We start from the raw sequence: 20,123 nt of genomic DNA, 5'->3' as shown, positions 1-20,123 counted from the left end.
AGTGGAAACGCTGGCTGACGGCACGACATCCGGCATTCGTTTACCAGGGCGTTGCGGTTATGGCCGTTAAGCGCATTGAAAGTGTGAAAACGTCCGCCAGGCGACACCGGTTATTTACTTTTTCATCTGACAATGGTTGCACACGCCAGGCTCCGGCGAACCCAGCACCCTTCTGAGAAAATCCTGAGTACGGGGTTCCCGCGGGCGTAGCAGGATCTGCTCTGCCGGCCCCTGTTCAACTATCTGTCCGCTGTGCAGGAAGCACACCCGATCCGCCACCTCGCGGGCGAATTGCATTTCATGCGTAACCACCACCATCGTCATGCCATCCCGCGCCAGGTTGCGCATCACTTGCAGCACATCGCCAACCAGTTCAGGATCAAGCGCCGAGGTCGGCTCGTCAAACAAAATGGCGCGTGGCTGTAGCGCGAGAGTACGGGCAATGGCGACGCGCTGTTGCTGTCCCCCCGACAGCTGCATGGGCCACGCCTGTATTTTTTCCGCCAGCCCGACCATCGCCAGCAGGTCCTTTGCCCGTTTCTCCGCGATGGCGCGCGGCTCGCCATTGACATGTATCGGGCCTTCCATGACATTTTCCAGCACGCTGCGGTGTGGAAAAAGATTGAAGCGCTGAAACACCATTCCGATTTGCCGCCGCAGCGCGTTGATGTTTTTATCCCGATGATTAACGCGCTGACCTAACACGCGGATCTCACCTTCTTCATAGCTCTCCAGCCCGTTGATACAGCGCAGGATTGTCGATTTTCCCGATCCTGACGGGCCAATCAGGCATACCACTTCACCCTCGCTGACGGTGAAAGTCACGCCTTTAAGCACTTCAACCGGGCCGAAACGCTTATGAACCTCATTGATTTCAATCATTTCAGGCTCCGTTTATCCGGCGTATTTCCAGCCGTTTGCTGACGGCCAGTAGCGGCAGACAAAGTAGCAGATAGAGCACGGCCACCAGGGTGTAGACGGTGGTATTATCGAACGTTGACGCCGCGATTAACTGCCCCTGGCGCGTCATTTCGGTGACGGCGATAGTCGACGCCAGTGCTGAATCTTTCAGCATCATCACCAGCGTGTTGCTGTAAGGGGGCAGGGCGACATGGAACGCCTGAGGCAGGATCACCCGCCGCATCGCTTTGCCAACACTCATGCCCATCGAACGGGCGGCTTCTAACTGACCTCGATCGACAGATTCAATCCCCGATCGAAAGATTTCAGCGATATAGGTTGAAAAACAGAAGGCGATGCCGATGACACTGGCCTGAAATGAGGTAAGGGTAATGCCAATATCGGGGAAGACGAAGTAGATATAAAACAACACCACGATCATCGGCAGTCCGCGGGTAATATTAATGACCAATGAAACCGGCCATGAAATTATTTTCCACGGGCTCATTTTGCCTGCGGCAAACAGTAACCCTAACGGCGTGCTGATGAGCAGCGAAAAAAGCGTGATGACGATGGTCATTTCCGTCCCTTTCAGGAGAAAAGGTAAATAGTTCGGGATGCTGTTCCAGTCCATCTCGCGCTCCTGTGGGGTAGCCTGTTTTCATTAAAATGAATATCGCCACTGAGCAGGATGGTGTCAACGGCTTTATCTTTAATCAACATAGGCTTTACTTATTGCCGTCATAAAACGATAGAATGGATATTAAATTTATTTAAAATCAATGAATAATATAGCCAGTTCTCCGGGCAGGTAAATTTATTCATTTACTGTCGCGCCAGATAGTGTTTATTTTCATTATAGTGAAAAAACCTGCGTCATTTCATTCACCGCTATCAGGAGTGAACTATGTTTGCATCGCGTTTTATCGTTACTGCGTTCTGCCGGGGATTGACCATTGCCCTGTTGATGACGACCAGCGTGGTTTCGCAGGCCGCCAGTCTTACCGCTGGATCGCCACCTTCCAGCGCCCCCACCACCTTTCTTGATACCAAAACCGGCAGGATTGAGGGGTTTATGCCGGATGTTGCGCATCAAGTGGCCAGTCGTGCGCAGCTTGATATTGCCTTTACCGCCGTGCCTTTTTCCACGCTGATCCAGTCGGTGATTGCCGGTAAAATCGATGTGATTGTCGCGGGTATGACGCCCACCCCGGAACGGGAAAAGCGCATTTCGTTTTCGCAGCAGGTCACCGCTTTTGGTGCCGGACTGATTGTCCGCGATGACAACCACAAAACGTACCGCTCATGGCAGGACCTGAAGGGAGAGGTGGTGGGTAGCATGGCGGGAACTGATTACACGCAAAGCCTGATGAAAAGCGGTATCGCAAAAGAAGTTAAAGTGTATGACAGCCCGGCGGACATGACGCGTGACCTGTCGCTTGGTCGTATCGCCGGCGCACTGAATGATTACCCGATCCTCAAGGCGCAGGAAAAGGCGGGTGGCCTGAAAGGAATGCATGTTGTGGAAGGATACAAGCCAGAGTCCGTTTCGCCAATGGCGTTTGGGGTGAAGAAAGGTAATGAAGCATTACTGGCAAAAATCAATGCGGCGCTGAGCGCCATGAAAGCGGATGGTTCGCTGGATAAGCTGAAAGCGAAATGGGGTATGCCGTAAACCCTTCAGGGAATACATGGAATGAATAAACAGATTGCCGGGGTGAATGACCCCGGTTCGCTTGAGGCCGATATTGGTGCGCGCTTAAAACGCCTTCGCAAGGCGCGCAACATGACCATCAATGAACTGGCGGCGCTGGCTAATGTCTCGGCGGGGGCCATCAGCCAGATTGAGCGTAATCTCACTAACCCGACTATTCGCGTGTTAGAGCAGCTACGGCTGGTGTTAAAAGTTCCGCTCACCGCATTTATTGAGGAATCGGACCCGTCGCTGAAAGGCATCGGTCACTACGTCCGGCGTAGTGCGGAACGTCCGCATTTTAACGTAGGTAAAAACGGTATTGCCAAAAAGATGCTGTCGCCGACGGGCGATCACGATATTCAGTTTATGTTTATCATCATCCCGCCGGGAGTGCGCTCCGGTGAAATGTTGATGGGAATGGGTGAAAAAGCGGGTCTGGTGATGAGCGGCGAACTGACGCTGGAGCTGGCGGGGGAACGCACCATTTTATCTCCCGGTGACAGCTTTCAGTTCAGTAGTGCATTGATTCATAACATTTTTAATCATACTTCCCAGCAGGCGGAGGTGTTATGGATAATGCATATCAAGCCAGACAACCATCTTTGAACCCGATACGTTGAGGACAATTTATGCGCATAAAGATTGATGCAGTGCCGGACAGCCCGACGTTTCCCGAACAGGCCGATGTGGTGGTGATTGGCGGCGGGATCATCGGTACTTCAGTTGCCTATGAGCTGGCGAAGCGTGGCGTGTCGGTGGCGCTGTTTGAAAAAGGCGTGATGGCAGGTGAGCAGTCCGGTCGCAACTGGGGCTGGGTGCGGCAACAAAACCGCGACCTTTACGAGCTGCCGATGGCTATGTACAGCCTGCAACGCTGGTCTGAGCTGGGCGATGAGATTGGTAAAGATGTGGGATTCCGGCGCAGCGGGATCCTGTACGGTACTACCAGTGCCAGCGATCTGGCCAAATGGGAAAGCTGGGGCCAGCAGGCTAAAAATATCGGTTTCCATAGCCAGCTGTTGTCGGCCAGTGAAGCCCGTGGACGTATTGGCGGTCAGACAGCGTGGATGGGGGGCGTCTGGTCACCTGGCGATGGCCGCGCCGAACCCTCACAGGCGGTGCCCGCGCTGGCTGTCGGGGCACAGCAGCTGGGCGTGAATATTCAGCAGCGCTGTGCCGTGCGCGGGCTTGATATCAGCGGCGGGCATGTCACCGGCGTATGGACAGAGCGCGGGCTGGTCAAAACCAGCAGGGTAGTCTGTTGCGGCGGTGCCTGGAGCTCACGCTTCTGTACGCGCTACGGCATTGCGCTACCCAGCGCCAATATTCTTGGCACGGCATTTAAAAGCACGGTGGCAGCTGAAGTCACCAAAGGCTGTCTGAGCATACCGGGACTGGCGATACGCCGTCGTCTGGATGGAAGCTACACCGTGGCGATCACCGGGCGAGGTCAACTGGACCTTGCACCGCAAAACCTGCGTTACGCAACGCGCTTTTATCCGATGTATCGCAGCAAAATTGCCAAGAAGCTGAAAATCCGCATTAACGGTTCATTCTTTTCCGGCCCGGAGGCAGCAGGCTCCTGGTCGATGGATGCGGTCTCTCCGTTTGAGAAAATGCGCATCCTGGATCCGGCAGCAGATAAGCAAATTCTGCGCGAGTCAATTGCCAAACTGGTTTATGAATTCCCGCAACTGGCGGGTATAGCCGTTGATCATGCCTGGGCTGGCTGGATTGATACCACCCCGGATCTGGTGCCGGTAATTGATGAAGTTTCACAGATCCCAGGTCTGATCGTGGCCTCCGGCTTTAGCGGACATGGCTTTGGCATCGGTCCGGGGGCCGGTAAGTTGTGTTCACAGTTGGTGCTCAATGAGCAGACTTACACCGATTTGTCGCCGTACAGACTGAGCCGCTTTGCGCCGGGCAAGGCGATTCGCCAACCGCAAATGATGTAAAAACGCCGCAGTGCGGCGGGAAGCACATCCGGTGGTTTACGCTGAGGTGAAAAATCGCCCGGTGATCGGCGGTGTCAACGGTTTTTGATGCGTTCAGGACCGTCACTTAACTCTGACGGCCAGCGGGAAGAGGAGCATCCGGGGCGATCTGGCCCCGGCAGGATAAAAGGGCAACCCGTGCCCGCTGTCAGTGCGATGTTATTCCCAACTCGCTGTCCCGGTGGCAATCATGGTGAGCGGTTCTCCGCGTCGCTGATAAGGCTCACGTAATACGATGCGGTTTGCGAATTTCGCGATGCCTATTTCGTCTTGCAAAAGATGCTCCATCAGATCCTGAAACAGGGCGACGTTAGGCGCGATGATTTTCAGCAGATAATCGTAACCGCCGCTGACGTTGTAGCATTCAACGATTTCACGGTACCGGGCAGCCCCGCTCTCGAACGTGCGGAAATCATCCGGGTAGTGACTGCTAAGGGTAATCTCGGAAAATACCACGACATGACTGCCCAGCTTGTTCAGCGCAATTTTTGCGCCGTACCCGGCGATGATACCGCTTTGCTCCATACGTTTGGTGCGCGTCAGACAGGGACTGGGACTGAGGCTAACCGCCTCGGCCAGTTCCAGGTTTGAACAACGGCCCTCGCGCTGAAGGTGCTCAAGGATCCTGATGTCGGTGCGGTCTGGAGATTTAAATGTTGTCATCGCTGCATCATATCATAGCGTCGAAGCCGATTGCCGGGTTCTGGCGGCGGTGGCTTCCGTCAGCGCCTGATCCAGTACGTCCGTTATCCTGCCGGCCTGATCCGCGGTCAGCACCAGCGGTGGGCGGATTTTCAGCACGTTATGCCCCATTGCGCAGGCGCTCAGTAATACGCCCTTCTGGCGCATCCGGTTGACCACCTGGCTGGTGAGCCAACGATCCGGGGCACGCGATTGACGATCTGTAACCAGCTCCACGCCAACAAAAAGGCCGGCCCCCCGCACATCGCCTATTGCCTCGTGTCGTTTGTTTAGCCCGGCAATACCATCGAGCAGAACTTTGCCAACGTGGCGGGCATTGTCGATCAGGTTATCCTGTTCAATGGTCTGCAAAACGGCCAGTGCTGCCGCACAGGATACGGTATTGCCTGCAAAAGTATTAAAGTAGCGGGAGCGCTGGCCAAATTCCTCTAACGCGTCGGCAGTTGCCAGCAGACCTGCGATCGGTTGACCGTTACCCATCGGTTTGCCCATCGTGACGATGTCCGGGATAACACCGTGGCGCTGAAAGCCCCACATATTTTCTCCGGTTCGTCCAAATCCGGGCTGCACTTCGTCGGCAATAAATAAGCCACCGGCTTGCCTGATTGCATCGACCGCGCTTTTAAGAAAGCCTTTCGTGCCGGGCAGAATACCATCACTGGTGAACAGCGAGTCGACGATCAGCGCAGCCGGCACGATCCCGTGGCGCTCCAGATCGGCAATGGCGGCGTTGACGTCGCGCGTAAAGCGTTCGCCAGTATCGACATCCCCGGCATGCCAGGAACGAGGTGCGGGAACCAGGCGCACGTGAGGGCCGAGATTAACCGTGGTGCCCAGTGAGGGTGAGAACTGAGACACCGCGTCGGTGATACCATGATAAGCCGTCTCGGTGACGATCACCCCGGTGCCGCCGGTACGTATCCTGGCGATACGATAGGCAAGATCATTTGCCTCACTACCCGTGCAGGTCAGCATAAGATGGGCCAGTGAGGTTTCCGGCACGGTTGAGAGCAGGCGTTCGGCCAGCGTCAGGATGGTGTCATGCAGATAGCGGGTATTGGTCGCCAGGGTCTGAACCTGTCTGCAAATCGCCTCGCTCACGGCCGGGTGGCAATGTCCCAGCGACGTCACGTTATTGTAGGCGTCCAGATAGCGATGGCCTTCTGCATCAAACAGCCAGGCACCTTCACCGCGCACGATATGTAAAGGATGTTCATACATAAGGCGATAGGCAGGCCCCAGCAGCGCGTCGCGCCGCCGGATCATCGCCGCGGTACTCTCTCCCACGTCAGCAAGACCAGGGATGTAAGCGTTCACCATATTCAGGTCTGTGGTGCTTTTCATTGATTTCTCCCGTTTCAGATGTCGGACAGTAACCGGTCTCGCGCACCGTGGCGGGAGATATCGGCCATTTGTGACAGCGCCTCCCAGGCGGCGGGATTATGACGCATGATATAGGCGCGGTTATCAGGGTAGCGGACGGCACGCCATTCGGAGATCAGCGCGGTGATAAGGTGACGGGTTGCCATCAGGTCGGCAACGATCTCCTGCTCTGTCTCGGTGAGCGCAAGCGTCCGGTGGTAAGCGCCGACGAACTGTGCCGCGCCCACGAATGGATCGGTGCAACCGGTCATATGGAATGCCGCAGCGGTGGCCACTTCGCCTACCAGTGGCGCATACAGCATATCGCCAAAGTCGATGATACCTGTGATACGCTCCTGCTCCCCCGGTGCGACCAGCACATTGTAAAAATGGTAATCGTTGTGGATAACCTGGGCTCTGAGCATCGGCAGAACAGGTAATACCTGCTCTTTAAAGCGTGCCATAAATTTCCTGGCCAGCCGGCGTCGTTCAGGATCGATAAGGTCTTCCAGCTTATCCGTAAGACGGTGTGCGGCAGAGACATTCCACAGCAGATCGTGGTTTGCAGCAGGATGTGAAAATCCCTGCAGGGAGAGGTTAAGCCTGGCCAGACAGGTTCCCATGGTGCGACGTTGTGCAGGCGTTCGCACCGTTTCCTTGATCGGCATCCCGTTCAGATAGGTCAGCATCCGCACAATCGTATCTGTCCCATTATTCAGCCTGACGTGGTCACAGGTTCGTCCGGTCAGTGTCGGCACGACACGGGGGATGGGCAGCGTTGGTGAGTTATCAGCGATATGATGCAGCGCGGCAATCTGGAAATCGACAACGGCGGCCGATTCAGACGGATTACCGATCTTAAATACATAGCGAGTCCCATCAGGTTGTTCGATGCAGCAGTTCTGATCACGCTCACCTGCCAGCGGCCGCACCGTGCCCTCGATCCCGTAGAGCCTGGCCACCAGAGACGGTATCTCTGAGAGAGGGATCGCGGGAGGCGCAGTGCTTAATGCGGCAGCGTCAGTCGGGTTTACCTTCAACATCATTTACCTCGCTTAATCATCTGGCGCCCGTGGACAAATCCAGGGCCGTGCAGCGCGGGCGTTAACGGACGCCATCAACGGCGGGTGGAGGGTTCGCCTCAGCCATCAAACCGGCATCGGAAGTTGTCATCCGGTCATGGCGTAAGCCGGGCGAGCAGTGTATTCCCTCTTCAGGAGCGCAACGCCGTTGGTCAAACAAATACGCAACGATTCGGGGGCGTATTTGTTTGTGGTGTATACGGCGTGGAAGCCTGCTTTCCGACGGGCGAGACCCTGTGCGATAAGTCCGGTGTTTGCATCCGACAGGATCACTAACACAAAACGTTGGGCAATCCGCATCAGCGCCGCGCCGCCAGACTGGTATGGCTGGCGTCGGAGGCGCAGTGTTGGGTGTGATATGCCTTACAGGCCCGCTGAATAGTGTTTCCGGCATCCCAAAGAAAGGGACTCCGGCCAGGCGCAACCTTCGCGGAACGAGAGAGGCGGACGCTATCGGGCGAGGCGGGGATCTTTTCCCAGCAACGCGATCGGTGCAAAGTGCCTTCGCAGCAGGTCCGATTGCGCCGTTAACGGGCGTTCGGTGGATGATTGACTTTATCTTAAAAATCATTCAGTTAACCTTCTTTCTTTGACATAAAATAAGTATATCGTTCTGAACGAATACAAAATTTCTTAATGCGGTGTGAATCAGGTAACTTCTGCTCAATTATCAGCCGCCCGCAGCATGATTGATCTTCCTGATGTTGCGACAGCCCTGAACGCGCAACGCCGCCGTGGTCTGCGTATCAGAGGGACGCCCTGGTCTGGCAGCGGCCCGGCGATTTGTTCTCATCCTTCCCCCATCCACTACCATCCCTGATATAATCATCCGTTTCAAAAGGTTCTCATGCTATCGCTGTTGTACATGATTGTTTGATGCCCCATATCGTAACCGGGTATCAATATCTGATTCTCACACAGGCTTTACATGGTTATTAACTGAATAAAATCAGTGAGATATGTAAATAATGAAACACACTGTAGATATCATGATCTCTGAAGATGAGATCGCCCGTCGCATTGCACAGATGGGCCGACAGATCACCGAACGCTATCGTGACAGCGACAGTGGTATCGTGCTGGTCGGCCTGCTTCGCGGCTCCTTTATGTTTATGGCGGATCTTTGCCGCAAAATTGAGGTGACGCACGAAGTGGATTTTATGACCGCTTCCAGCTACGGCAGCGGCATGTCGAGTACGCGGGATGTCAAAATTCTCAAAGATCTGGATGAGGATATTTGCGGAAAGGATGTGTTAATCGTTGAAGATATCATCGATTCGGGTAATACCCTGAGCAGGGTCCGTGAGATCCTCAGCCTGCGTCAGCCAAAGTCGCTGGCAATTTGTACGCTGCTGGATAAACCGGATCGCCGCGAGGTGGATGTCTCCGTTGAGTATGTTGGTTTTACCATCCCGGACGAGTTTGTGGTGGGTTACGGGATTGATTATGCGCAGCGTTATCGCCATCTGCCCTACGTGGGCAAAGTTGTGATGCTCGAAGAGTAGATCGTTGCATCAGCGCATATGGTCACTGTCCAATCGACTGAGGCCGGAATTTCCGGCCTGTTGTTGACGATCGCTTGCTGTCAGGAATCGGGTTTTTCCAGATTGTTCAGCAGGTTGGCAATGCCGTGGCGGTAGCGCTGTTCGAGGATTTCACGGTTGGTGGCAGTCACTTCCAGATCGTGCAGATGGCCATCCTGAACGCCATATACCCATCCGTGAATGGTTACTTTCTGACCACGTTTCCAGGCTGACTGCATAATTGTGGAGTGACCCAGGTTATACACCTGCTCGATCACATTGATTTCGCATAATTTGTCGAAGCGCTTCTGTGGCGGAAGCTCGCCCAACAATGAGCTGTGCTTGTACCATAAGTCGCGAATATGCAGCAGCCAGTTGTTGATCAGACCCAGTTCCGGGTTTTCCACTGCCGCCTGTACGCCGCCACAGCTATAGTGACCACAGATAATGATGTGCTCCACTTCCAGTACTTCAACCGCGTACTGCACCACCGACAGGCAGTTGAGATCGGTGTGGATCACCAGGTTAGCGACATTACGGTGAACAAACAGTTCACCCGGCTCCAGCCCGGTCAGGCGCTCGGCGGGAACGCGGCTGTCAGAACAACCAATCCATAAAAAGCGGGGTTTCTGTGCAAGAGAGAGGCGTTCAAAAAAGCCGGGATCCTCTTCTTTAAGCAGCCTGGACCACTCGCGGTTATTGTTAATCAGGGTATCAATATCTTTCATTTCTGTTTAGCCATGACTTTATATGCGTTGCTGTAATATAGGGCAATGAAACGTGATTTTAAACGGTAAATAAAAAACCACTCAGAACAGGGCGCTCGTTAACCTATGACTTATGCACTGGAACTTGAAAAACTGACCAAAACCTACGCCGGCGGCGTGCAGGCGCTTAAGGGGATTGACCTTAACGTCGAGGCCGGTGACTTTTATGCATTGCTTGGGCCTAACGGCGCGGGAAAATCCACCACCATCGGCATTATCAGCTCCCTGGTGAATAAAACCGCCGGTAAGGTGCGGGTGTTTGGTTATGATTTACAACAGGATGTCGTTAACGCTAAACGCCAGCTGGGCCTGGTGCCGCAGGAGTTTAATTTCAATCAGTTTGAAACCGTATTGCAGATTGTGGTTAGCCAGGCCGGGTATTATGGCGTGGAGAAAAAAGAGGCGCGGATACGTGCTGAAAAGTATCTGCGGCAGCTCGATCTCTGGGACAAGCGTGACGAGCGTGCGCGAATGCTCTCCGGTGGCATGAAGCGACGCCTGATGATTGCCCGCGCGCTGATGCATGAACCTAAACTGCTGATCCTCGACGAACCGACGGCAGGCGTGGATATTGAACTGCGGCGCTCAATGTGGAGCTTCTTACAGGAGCTGAATGCACAAGGCACCACGATCATTCTGACCACGCACTATCTGGAAGAGGCAGAGATGCTGTGCCGCCATATCGGCATCATTCAGCGGGGAGAGCTGGTGGAAAATACCACCATGAAAGGGCTGCTGTCGAAGCTGAAATCTGAAACCTTTATCCTCGATCTGGCGGCCAAAAGCCCACTGCCGCAGCTGGAAGGTTTTCAGTACCGGCTGGTGGATACCTCCACGCTGGAGGTGCAAGTGCTGCGTGAGCAGGGGCTGAACAGCGTATTCAGCCAGCTCAGCCATCAGGGGGTGCAGGTACTGAGTATGCGTAACAAAGCCAACCGTCTTGAGGAGCTGTTTGTTGACCTGGTAAATGGTCGCAGAGGAGAGAAAGCATGACGCATTTATACTGGGTTGCCCTGAAAAGTATGTGGGAAAGAGAAGTGATCCGTTTCGCCCGCATTTGGATCCAGACGTTGTTGCCGCCGGTCATTACCATGACGCTGTACTTCATCATCTTTGGTAATCTGATCGGCTCGCGGATTGGTGATATGCATGGTTTCAGCTATATGCAGTTTATTGTGCCGGGGCTGATTATGATGTCAGTGATCACCAACGCCTACGCTAATGTGGCCTCCTCGTTCTTCAGCGCCAAGTTTCAGCGCAATATCGAAGAACTACTGGTGGCCCCCGTGCCGACGCATGTGATTATCGCTGGCTATGTCGGCGGCGGCGTGGCGCGGGGCCTTTGTGTTGGCGTGCTGGTCACGGCAGTTTCTTTGTTTTTTGTACCGTTCCAGGTTCACTCCTGGACGATGATTACGGTAACGCTGTTATTGACCGCCATTTTGTTTTCGCTGGCGGGTCTGCTGAATGCGGTGTTTGCCCGCACCTTCGATGATATAAGCCTGATCCCCACCTTTGTCCTGACGCCACTGACCTATCTGGGAGGGGTGTTTTACTCGTTGACGCTGTTGCCGCCTTTCTGGCAGGGGGTGTCAAAACTCAATCCTGTCGTTTATATGATCAGCGGTTTTCGCTTTGGTTTTCTGGGGATTACTGATGTGCCGCTGGTGCTTACGCTGGGGGTGCTGCTGGCTTTTATCCTGGTCATCTATGTCGTGGTCTGGTGGCTTATTGAGCGCGGCACAGGACTCCGCACCTGATGAGATAAAAGGCAGGATAACCGTAACCCTGATGGTGACGTTCTGAACGCAGGCCGCAGCGAATAACGTTGTGGCCTCTTTTTTTAGCGCTCCGGGCTAATATGGTGCTCTGCTGTCCGACAGCGCCAGGCTTACGGGAAAGGAGCCGAAACCGGAAGCCGTTTTTTGCAACGCTGGTGGCTACATATGAGATTGAAGGCAGCCATGCTGGCGCAGAGTTCAGAAAGGTGATGCGTTAACATGCGAATAACCCGCATGTGCAGATTGGCTCAGGGGGGAACGCAATTAAGTTTTATGGTTGTTCAGGTAAGCGAATGATTGTTCCAGCTGTATTAAGCAGGCATCTTTCCATTTGCTTTCAGAAGAGAGTGATTTTAAAGCTGTTCGCGTTTTTATATAGTAGGATTTTATTTCTTCATCAGCAGGTTCAATGAAAGGAATGCCGCAGATTTTTTTAATATTTTCTTTGTTTACAAATTTCAATGTTTCGGACGCCTTTTTTGACAGGGCTTTTGCCATAGATATATCCAGCCCTTCCTGAAAGTAGGTTATTCCTGAAAATGGTTCGTTACTCAGGCTGGGATACAGTGCTAACCAGCGCGCTTTACCCTTTGAAAAATAATCGGAGATTTCATTAAAATCTGATTCTGACAATTCATTTATTTCATGCGTTTTTATTGCCAGCAAAACCTTTTCATAAAGTTTATCTTCTGGTTTTTTTAAAGCGCCTGTTGAGCACCCGGCGAGCAGCGTCACGATAAGTAAAAAAATACCCATTTTCATTGTACGATTAGTTCCCTGTCGCCACTTGTTATTATTGTTTCTCTGAATCCTGGCTGCAAAACAATGCAACCATTAGATGCAGTTCCCCTGCCATTGCCACCATAAATAAGAAAGCCGTCACGCCCACACATACTGTTTCCAGTATCGGGCGTAAGCCGAATAACGTGTGGGATGATTTGCAATCGGGCCGGTTATACGATACCTGCCGCGTGGCAAAGGCCCCTTGTTTTTAATGCATTCATAATCAGGGGTGTTCTTATAACCTGGTGCCCCCGCATATTCAGCGTTAAATTTATACTCACCATTATGAGTAAAAGCTTTGTTTATTACATTATAAGTCCATGTCATATATCCTTATGCTGTTTAGCAGGTTAATACTTCATTAACGCAAACAGTTAAGCGGTTTGTTTAATTTTTTTTCCAGTTAAAATTAATTGAAAGTACAGATTGCATAGCGTAGATCAATTAAAAATTGCTTTTGTCTGACGTTGGCGTAATGTCCAGCCAAAATGGGATTTTTATATGCATATGCCACTATTCATCCTGAAACCTCGCCATCTGGCGGGGTTTTTTGCTTTTAATCACCCGGAGCCGATTCATTATAAGTTGTACGGTTAAATTGAGGAAATGCGCCAGGCCGCTGCATAACCTGGCGTAATCGTTATTGAGGCTTACTTTGGTGGTTTTTTTATAGGGTAAAAGATATGTACACAGTAAAAACTGACGTCTGTTTGTATGATCCGGGCCTGACTTCACAAGAGCCTGAGGATTGGGTGGATCTCCACTGAACGCGAGAAGCAGATTGTTTTACGAGCCAACCGCTTAACGTGTGTGCGGAGCGTCAGGTTATTACGTTCAAGACGTTATCCGCTTTGGCGCGAGTTTTTTAAAGCCCGGATGACGGTGTTAATACCAATTTTCAGTGTTCTGGCTGTATCGCGAACCCCGGCACCATTGAAGGCCATTTCAGTGATCTGCTCTTTAACGCCCGGCTTACGGACTTCATAAACGTAAGTGAGCTGAAACACGCGGTGGCAGTCACGGCAGCGAAATCTGTCATGGCCTTTAGGGTTCTGACCATGGCGGTAAACCTGAGCAGACTGACAACGGGAACAATGAACGTTAACACGTTAACGCTGGCCATGGGAAAACCTCAAAAGCCCGCATTATACATCAGATTCAACCAATTAGATGCACCACCGTCTCACCTGGCCACTGAATCACTCTCTTCGTTTACGATAAAACCAGAGTGCTATAGTGGCGATCGAAGCAGACAAAGCACCTTTGATGAGAATGACGGTAAACTCAAAATTGTTCATCGCTTCTTCACCATCACCACTGATAGTTATGTTGTGGTTAACAAAACCACCAATCAGACTGTCGGGAATCAGCGCCATAGAGGCTACAAATACGATAAGGAAAATGATTATTTTCATCTTGCGGCACATTTAGAAAAGTCAGGGACACCACGGACATCAATCCGACCATAAGCCATAAGGCCTTTACTACCGGGTACGCGGACCTTTTGACGATTTAGCAATGATCTCCTGAGTAGCTGACATTCAGCAGAACGATAAAAAGTTATACATCCCCATGATACGCCAGAGCCATCTGGATTAAGTGGGAGCCGGCTGAAAGGCATAAAAAAAAATCCGACATCCCTGAGAGATGACGGATCTTTGCCGCACCGTTTTAGTCTTCCGCCGATCGTTTTTACCCCTCGGCATTAGCGGATAACCGGCCTTTAAATAGGGTTCAGGCAACCTGAACAGGAACGGCTTTCGCCAGGCGCTTCATCAGGTTGTCGCCTTCGAAATAGGCTACTTTGGGCTGCCACTGGCGCGCCTGTTCATCGGGCACATCGACATAAGAACAGATAATCAGAATATCTTCTTCGCAGGCGCAACGTGCGGCGGCCCCGTTAACGGAGATAATTTTCGACCCACGTTCAGCCGCTATAGCGTAGGTGGAAAAGCGCTGGCCATTGGTCACGTTATAAATATCAATCGCTTCGTATTGCAGGATGCCGGAAGCATCAAGAAAATCCTGATCGATAGCACAGGAGCCTTCATAATTAAGATCTGCCTGGGTCACTTTGACCCGGTGCAGCTTGCCCTGCAGCATAGTACGGTTCATAACCTTTTACCTTTACCGGAAAATCAGAAAAAAACGACCGGGCGTGAAAGCACCCAGGCCGATGGCTTGCCGTCTGCCGTAAGCGGGGTCAGACGAGCAGATCAACCTGCTGGTTATCAATCAGTCGTGCTTTGCCCAGCCAGGCGGCCATCAGGATCACCGCGCGCTGGCTGTCCACCGTCAGCGGTTGCAGCGTATCGGCGTCGCAAATGGCCAGACCATCAGCACGCAGCCCTTTTATTGCCAGCGTGGCTTCGGCAGCACTGAGCATTTCGCCAATTTGCCGGTCTCCTGTGGACAACTGTTGCGCGAGGCTGTTCATCACCTTACTCAGTTCAGGGGCGATCCTTCGTTCCTCCGTGGTGAGGTAGCCGTTGCGGGAGCTGAGTGCCAGTCCGTCTTTGGCCCGTACCGTCGGTACACCCACAATCTCAATATCGTACCCCATATCTGCGACCATCCGGCGGATCACCGCCAGTTGCTGGTAATCTTTCTCGCCAAAGCAGGCCAGATCCGGTTGCACCAGATTGAACAGTTTACTGACGATGGTGGCAACACCACGGAAATGGCCGGGACGGCTGGCCCCTTCCAGCAGCGTGGAAAGACCGGGAACCTCGACAAAGGTCTGTTCGCCCAGCCCTTGCGGATAGATATCGTCGGGGGCCGGAGCAAACACCAGGTCCACCTTGCGACGGTTCAGCTTCTCGCAATCTTCCTGTAGCGTTCGGGGGTAGCTGGCAAGATCGTCAGGACGCTCGAACTGCATCGGATTGACAAAAATCGAGACAATCACAATGTCAGCCTGTTCGCGTGCCTCGTCAATCAGCGTCATATGTCCGTCGTGCAGGTTACCCATTGTCGGCACCAGCGCGATACGTTTACCATCCTGCCGCCAGCGACGGATCTCGCGGCGCAGCATCGGCAGCGTTTCAATAATCAGCACGATGTTTCTCCTGGGTTAATAGAAGCTGTGTTCTTCTGCGGGATAGCTTTCCGCTTCGACTTCTGCAATATATTGTCTGACTGCGGCGCGCAGTTCACCGGTCTCACTGAGGAAGTTTTTGGCGAATTTTGGAATATGCCCGCCGGTGATACCAAAAGCGTCATGCATCACCAAAATTTGCCCGTCGGTTCGGTTACCCGCACCAATACCAATCACCGGAATAGTGAGTGCCCTGGTAATGCGTTCAGCCAGCGGGACCGGAACACACTCCAGCACCACCATTTGTGCCCCGGCGGCTTCCAGCGCCAGCGCATCATTCAGCAGCGTTTCTGCCGATGCGCTTTCACGTCCCTGCACTTTGTAGCCGCCGAAGATATTCACCGACTGGGGCGTCAGGCCAAGATGACCGCACACCGGCACGGCGCGCTCGCTAAGCAGCCGGACAGTATCGGCCAGCCACTGCCCCCCTTCAAGTTTGACCATATTTGCGCCGGCCCGCATCAGCTGTGCTGCACTTTCGAAGGTCTGTTCCGGCGTGGCGTAGGTCATAAACGGCAGATCCGCGAGAAGCAGCGCTTTCGGCGCACCGCGGCGCACTGCCTGGGTGTGATAAACAATGTCCGTCAGGGTGACGGGCAGTGTGGAATCATGCCCCTGCACCACCATACCCAGCGAGTCGCCCACTAACATCACCTGGATGCCTTCATCGGCAAACAGGCGGGCAAAGCTGAAGTCATAAGCGGTGATGGAAGCAAATTTGCGTCCGCTCTTTTTCCACTGGCGAAGGGTTGATACCGTCGTTGGTTTCATCGCAATCTCTCAAGATATTGTCTGGATGGCGTATCTTAATGGATGGGGAGGGGCTTTGCACTACCAGGGCTGAATGGCACCACTATCCAGTCTGGCAAGCATATCCGAGGCTCGACGGCCATCCGGGAAGGTGATATCCGGGGCGATTTCCAGCAAAGGCACCAGCATAAAGGCACGATTGTGAATATCGTAATGCGGTACGATCAGACGCGGTGTGTTCAGCGTCTGATTGCCGAACAGCATAATATCCAGGTCCAGTGTGCGTGGCCCCCAGCGATGGTCTTTACGAACTCGCCCCTGCTCCAGTTCAATGCGCTGGGTGTGATTCAGCAGGGCTTCTGGCGTCAGCTCGCTGTCCAGCGCCACCGCCGCGTTGAGGTAATCTGGCTGATCCGCAGGGCCGTATGGCGGAGTACGCCAGAAAGAGGAAGTAGCAACCAGCCGGGTCTGTGGCAGTTTCGCCAGCGCATCAAGGGCGGCCTGCACCTGAAGTAGCGGAGCGGCAAGATTACTGCCGACTGCCAGCCAGACGCGGTTCATGCGTTATTATTGCCATCCCGGCGCGCGCCGGGAACACGTTTGCGCGGACGACGCGTGCGACGTCGCGGTGCCGGCTCGTTATCGAGATTGCTCAGCAGGGCTTTCTGCTGTGGCGGCGCGGCTACCTGGAATTCACTCCACCAGGCGGAGAGACGCAGTAGCTCAGCGTTGTTTTCCACTTCAGCACGCAGCGCCAGCAAATCATAAGCCGCACGAAATTTGGGATGCTCCATCAGTTTCCATGCGCGCCTGCCCTGGCGGCGTGACAGACGCAGCTGCAATTGCCAGATATCGCGCACCAGCGTGGTGATGCGTTTGGGGATCGCCAGTGAGCGGCAGGCTTCATCCAGCAGATCATTCATCGCCAGCGCGAAGGCGTCGTAATAAGCGAGGCCGCTCTCCTGAGCAATTTTCTGTGCCGCTTCCAGCTGGGGATACCAGAACAGCGCGGAGAAGAGAAACGCCGGGTTCACGCGCATCTGATTATGAATGCGGTTATCGGTATTTTTCAGCACCTGAGCAATCATCCGCTCCATATTACTGTCATCCGTCTCAGTAAAATAGCGGGTGAGGATGGGGAACAGAGGCTGGAACAGCTTATATTCACGCAGTTGCAGATAGGTATTGTAGCCAAAGCCAGCCTGCAACAGCTTCAGCGCCTCCTCAAACAGCCGCGCCGGGGGAATATCATTCAACAGGGTGGCCAGACGCGGGATCGGCTCTGCCGTCCCGGCGGCGATGGACATATTCAGTTTGGCGGCGAAACGAATGACGCGCAGCATTCTGACCGGATCTTCGCGGTAGCGGGTTTCCGGGTCGCCAATCAGACGAATAATGCCCTGTTGCAGGTCGTTGAGGCCACCAACATAGTCACGCACGCTGAAGTCGGCAACGCTGTAATAAAGGCTGTTGATGGTAAGATCGCGGCGTTGGGCGTCATCTTCAATGGAGCCGAAGATATTATCACGCAGCAGCATACCGTTGTGGCCGCGCTGTGAACTGTTGCGATCTTCGCTTACCAGCTCTGCTTCGTGGTGTCCACGGAAGGTTGCGACTTCAATGATCTCCGGGCCGAACATCACATGAGCCAGGCGGAAGCGACGTCCCACCAGCCGACAGTTGCGGAACAGCTTACGCATTTGCTCCGGGGTGGCATTGGTCGTGACATCGAAATCTTTTGGTTTTTTGCCCAGCAGTAAGTCACGAACGCCGCCGCCGACCAGGTAGGCTTCAAACCCAGCTTTATTCAGGCGGTACAGCACCTTGAGGGCATTTTCACTGATGTCTTTACGCGAGATGTTATGGCCGTCGCGAGGAATTACGGTCATCTGTGGAGGTAGCGCTTCACCGGTGTCGGTGGGCATCTTGTCTTCGCGACTCAGAACTTTTCGGCAAAAATTAGCAACGCGGGTAAAAATAGGACACCTCGATAGTGACAGTAAAAGCCGGGCAATAAAAACAGCGGCTAATCATAGCTCAGTGTGGCCCGTTTGAGAATGCTCATCTCTCGTCCTGACGCTCTTTCTGGCTGTGGCTGGCAATCCTGAAATACCGCCGGGCTTAAATAAAAAGATCTTCGCGCGCAATTGTCGCCACATTCCAGCGCTCAACGGCCTGTCGGAGCAGCGCATCCAGTGACAAGTCACGCCACCCGTCGCACACCGGCTGCCCAAGAAATCGCAGGGCATCGACCAGCGTGGGACGCGGATCTCCCGGCGGCAAAGGCGGCGCATGATTCTGCTTCGATAACTTACTGCCATCACGGTTTATCGCCAGCGGCAGATGCAGATAACCCGGAACCGGCCAGCCGCATTGCTGATAAAGGGCAATTTGTCTTACCGTCGGGACGATCAGATCGGCCCCTCTGACTACCTCGGTCACGCCCTGATAGTGGTCATCCACCACCACGGCCAGATTATAGGCAAACAGCCCGTCGCGGCGGTGAATAATAAAATCTTCTCCGGCCAGCGTTCTGTCAGCGATGATTTCACCCCGCACGCGATCGTGGAAATGGCCAACGGGATGGCTGTTACGCAATCTGATCGCGGCATTGTCAGGATCGTTATGTTGGTTACGGCAGTGCCCGTCATAAATCCCGCCGTTTTGCTGGATGCGACGACGTGTGCAGGTGCAGCAGTAACTCTGCTGTTTTTTTGCCAGCGAGGCAAGTACTTCACGGTAGGCCTGATGGCGCTGCGACTGCCACAAAACCTCGCCATCCCAGCACAGACCATAATGCTCAAGTTGCGCAAGAATATGCTGTGCGGCACCGGGCACTTCACGAGGGGGATCGATATCTTCGATGCGCACCAGCCACCTACCGTGCTGCGAGCGAGCCTGTAGATAGCTACCCAACGCGGCGATCAGGGAACCAAAGTGCAATGAACCGGAGGGGGAAGGGGCAAAACGCCCGACGCAGGAAGATGACATCATCGGTGACAATGGCAGTGAAGCAGGCAACGAGCCAGCCTCACTGCACATGCTTTCAGGTCGTTAACCGGCCATTTGCTTTTCGCGGATCTCGGCCAGTGTTTTACAGTCGATGCAGAGATCGGCGGTAGGACGGGCTTCAAGACGGCGGATACCAATTTCAACACCACAGGATTCACAGTAGCCGAAATCGTCATCTTCCACTTTCTTCAACGTTTTTTCGATCTTCTTGATCAGTTTACGCTCACGGTCGCGGTTACGCAGTTCAAGACTGAATTCCTCTTCCTGTGCCGCCCGGTCAACCGGATCGGGGAAGTTGGCTGCTTCATCCTGCATATGAGAAACCGTGCGATCAACTTCATCACGAAGCTGGTTACGCCAGGCCTCCAGGATTTTCTTGAAATGCTCCAGCTGGGCTTCATTCATGTATTCTTCGCCCGGTTTCTCCTGGTAAGGTTCCACCCCAGCGATGGCGAGAATACTCAGAGACGAGGTTTTACGGGTTTGCCCTTCTTGCATGTTGTTTCTCCTGGATAACACGCACTATCGATCCCCTACGGGGATAAAAACAGGTCGCTATAAATAGCAGAAGCGATCAAGGTTGGCAATTATTCCTGAACATCCCTTGACAAACCTGTGAGTAAAAGCGTAACGGCGGCATTGCTGAGATCGCCTCTATAACAGCAAATTGC

General features: G+C 53.5%; 22 protein-coding genes and 1 pseudogene. 7 read left to right on the top strand and 16 right to left on the bottom strand.

What is annotated here, in order from left to right; translation table 11 throughout:
• Positions 1–114: 114 nt before the first annotated feature.
• Complete coding sequence (locus tag EB241_RS09090) at positions 115–882, bottom strand: amino acid ABC transporter ATP-binding protein (RefSeq protein ID WP_124232874.1); 768 nt, start codon at positions 880–882, stop codon at positions 115–117.
• Between the two features lies 1 nt (position 883).
• On the bottom strand, positions 884–1,534 hold the full coding sequence (locus EB241_RS09085) for an amino acid ABC transporter permease (protein ID WP_124232873.1): 651 nt from the start codon (positions 1,532–1,534) through the stop codon (positions 884–886).
• Between the two features lie 273 nt (positions 1,535–1,807).
• Here EB241_RS09085 and EB241_RS09080 point away from each other — a divergent pair, with 273 nt between their 5' ends.
• From EB241_RS09080 to EB241_RS09070, 3 genes are read left to right on the top strand one after another with little or no spacing between them, the layout of a single operon-like run.
• Positions 1,808–2,575: a substrate-binding periplasmic protein gene (locus EB241_RS09080; RefSeq protein WP_199737340.1), complete on the top strand. Its 768-nt coding sequence runs from the start codon at positions 1,808–1,810 to the stop codon at positions 2,573–2,575.
• Positions 2,576–2,596: 21 nt separating this feature from the next.
• Positions 2,597–3,202 carry a helix-turn-helix domain-containing protein gene (locus tag EB241_RS09075; protein ID WP_124232872.1) on the top strand — a complete coding sequence of 202 codons (606 nt, stop codon included), beginning with the start codon at positions 2,597–2,599 and terminating at the stop codon, positions 3,200–3,202.
• A 23-nt stretch (positions 3,203–3,225) separates the two neighbouring features.
• The gene (locus EB241_RS09070; RefSeq protein ID WP_124232871.1) at positions 3,226–4,554 is read left to right on the top strand and encodes an NAD(P)/FAD-dependent oxidoreductase; all 1,329 of its coding nucleotides are present in this window, start codon (positions 3,226–3,228) and stop codon (positions 4,552–4,554) included.
• Between the two features lie 198 nt (positions 4,555–4,752).
• Here EB241_RS09070 and EB241_RS09065 read toward each other — a convergent pair whose 3' ends face one another.
• Genes EB241_RS09065 through EB241_RS09055 form a run of 3 tightly spaced genes read right to left on the bottom strand, consistent with a single transcriptional unit; the run spans position 4,753 to position 7,703 of the window.
• Positions 4,753–5,256: an Lrp/AsnC family transcriptional regulator gene (locus EB241_RS09065; protein ID WP_124232870.1), complete on the bottom strand. Its 504-nt coding sequence runs from the start codon at positions 5,254–5,256 to the stop codon at positions 4,753–4,755.
• 12 nt (positions 5,257–5,268) lie between these two features.
• Positions 5,269–6,639, bottom strand: coding sequence for an aspartate aminotransferase family protein (locus EB241_RS09060; RefSeq protein ID WP_124232869.1), 1,371 nt, complete (start codon positions 6,637–6,639; stop codon positions 5,269–5,271).
• 14 nt (positions 6,640–6,653) lie between these two features.
• Complete coding sequence (locus tag EB241_RS09055) at positions 6,654–7,703, bottom strand: phosphotransferase (protein WP_124232868.1); 1,050 nt, start codon at positions 7,701–7,703, stop codon at positions 6,654–6,656.
• Positions 7,704–8,424: 721 nt separating this feature from the next.
• Between EB241_RS09055 and EB241_RS21780 the strand changes: the two genes are divergently transcribed.
• The gene (locus tag EB241_RS21780; RefSeq protein ID WP_267432147.1) at positions 8,425–8,559 is read left to right on the top strand and encodes a hypothetical protein; all 135 of its coding nucleotides are present in this window, start codon (positions 8,425–8,427) and stop codon (positions 8,557–8,559) included.
• 148 nt (positions 8,560–8,707) lie between these two features.
• Positions 8,708–9,244 carry a hypoxanthine phosphoribosyltransferase gene (hpt, locus tag EB241_RS09050; RefSeq protein WP_124232867.1) on the top strand — a complete coding sequence of 179 codons (537 nt, stop codon included), beginning with the start codon at positions 8,708–8,710 and terminating at the stop codon, positions 9,242–9,244.
• 80 nt (positions 9,245–9,324) lie between these two features.
• Here the strand turns inward: hpt and can are convergent, their stop codons facing one another.
• Complete coding sequence (gene can / locus EB241_RS09045; RefSeq protein WP_124232866.1) at positions 9,325–9,990, bottom strand: carbonate dehydratase; 666 nt, start codon at positions 9,988–9,990, stop codon at positions 9,325–9,327.
• A 105-nt stretch (positions 9,991–10,095) separates the two neighbouring features.
• Between can and EB241_RS09040 the strand changes: the two genes are divergently transcribed.
• On the top strand, positions 10,096–11,022 hold the full coding sequence (locus EB241_RS09040; RefSeq protein WP_124232865.1) for an ABC transporter ATP-binding protein: 927 nt from the start codon (positions 10,096–10,098) through the stop codon (positions 11,020–11,022).
• The gene (locus EB241_RS09035; protein WP_124232864.1) at positions 11,019–11,789 is read left to right on the top strand and encodes an ABC transporter permease; all 771 of its coding nucleotides are present in this window, start codon (positions 11,019–11,021) and stop codon (positions 11,787–11,789) included. Before EB241_RS09040 ends, EB241_RS09035 begins: the two co-directional genes overlap by 4 nt.
• Before the next feature lie 285 nt (positions 11,790–12,074).
• On the opposite strand, the gene EB241_RS09030 is transcribed toward EB241_RS09035, so the two are convergent.
• The 10 genes and pseudogenes from EB241_RS09030 to dksA form a co-directional block, all read right to left on the bottom strand.
• Positions 12,075–12,572: a hypothetical protein gene (locus EB241_RS09030; protein ID WP_124232863.1), complete on the bottom strand. Its 498-nt coding sequence runs from the start codon at positions 12,570–12,572 to the stop codon at positions 12,075–12,077.
• A 752-nt stretch (positions 12,573–13,324) separates the two neighbouring features.
• A pseudogene (locus EB241_RS09020) lies at positions 13,325–13,702 on the bottom strand (IS1 family transposase); the annotation flags it as partial.
• A gap of 90 nt (positions 13,703–13,792) precedes the next feature.
• Positions 13,793–14,008: a hypothetical protein gene (locus EB241_RS09015; protein WP_124232862.1), complete on the bottom strand. Its 216-nt coding sequence runs from the start codon at positions 14,006–14,008 to the stop codon at positions 13,793–13,795.
• Between the two features lie 319 nt (positions 14,009–14,327).
• Complete coding sequence (gene panD / locus EB241_RS09010) at positions 14,328–14,708, bottom strand: aspartate 1-decarboxylase (protein ID WP_124232861.1); 381 nt, start codon at positions 14,706–14,708, stop codon at positions 14,328–14,330.
• A gap of 88 nt (positions 14,709–14,796) precedes the next feature.
• The gene (gene panC, locus EB241_RS09005; protein ID WP_124232860.1) at positions 14,797–15,651 is read right to left on the bottom strand and encodes a pantoate--beta-alanine ligase; all 855 of its coding nucleotides are present in this window, start codon (positions 15,649–15,651) and stop codon (positions 14,797–14,799) included.
• Between the two features lie 15 nt (positions 15,652–15,666).
• The gene (gene panB / locus EB241_RS09000; protein WP_124232859.1) at positions 15,667–16,461 is read right to left on the bottom strand and encodes a 3-methyl-2-oxobutanoate hydroxymethyltransferase; all 795 of its coding nucleotides are present in this window, start codon (positions 16,459–16,461) and stop codon (positions 15,667–15,669) included.
• A gap of 60 nt (positions 16,462–16,521) precedes the next feature.
• Positions 16,522–17,001: a 2-amino-4-hydroxy-6-hydroxymethyldihydropteridine diphosphokinase gene (gene folK, locus EB241_RS08995; protein ID WP_124232858.1), complete on the bottom strand. Its 480-nt coding sequence runs from the start codon at positions 16,999–17,001 to the stop codon at positions 16,522–16,524.
• Entirely contained in the window at positions 16,998–18,419 is a 1,422-nt protein-coding gene (pcnB, locus tag EB241_RS08990) for a polynucleotide adenylyltransferase PcnB (protein WP_233592580.1), read from the bottom strand. Before pcnB ends, folK begins: the two co-directional genes overlap by 4 nt.
• A gap of 142 nt (positions 18,420–18,561) precedes the next feature.
• Positions 18,562–19,434: a tRNA glutamyl-Q(34) synthetase GluQRS gene (gene gluQRS / locus EB241_RS08985; RefSeq protein ID WP_124233013.1), complete on the bottom strand. Its 873-nt coding sequence runs from the start codon at positions 19,432–19,434 to the stop codon at positions 18,562–18,564.
• Between the two features lie 60 nt (positions 19,435–19,494).
• A complete protein-coding gene (dksA, locus tag EB241_RS08980) occupies positions 19,495–19,950 on the bottom strand; it encodes an RNA polymerase-binding protein DksA (RefSeq protein WP_034937242.1) in 456 nt (151 codons plus the stop codon).
• Positions 19,951–20,123 lie beyond the last annotated feature (173 nt).

Source organism: Erwinia psidii, assembly GCF_003846135.1.
In the GTDB taxonomy this organism is placed as follows: Bacteria; Pseudomonadota; Gammaproteobacteria; order Enterobacterales; family Enterobacteriaceae; genus Erwinia; species Erwinia psidii.
The sequence above is the reverse complement of the archived record's forward strand: the minus strand, read 5'-3'. Positions and strand labels throughout refer to the sequence as shown.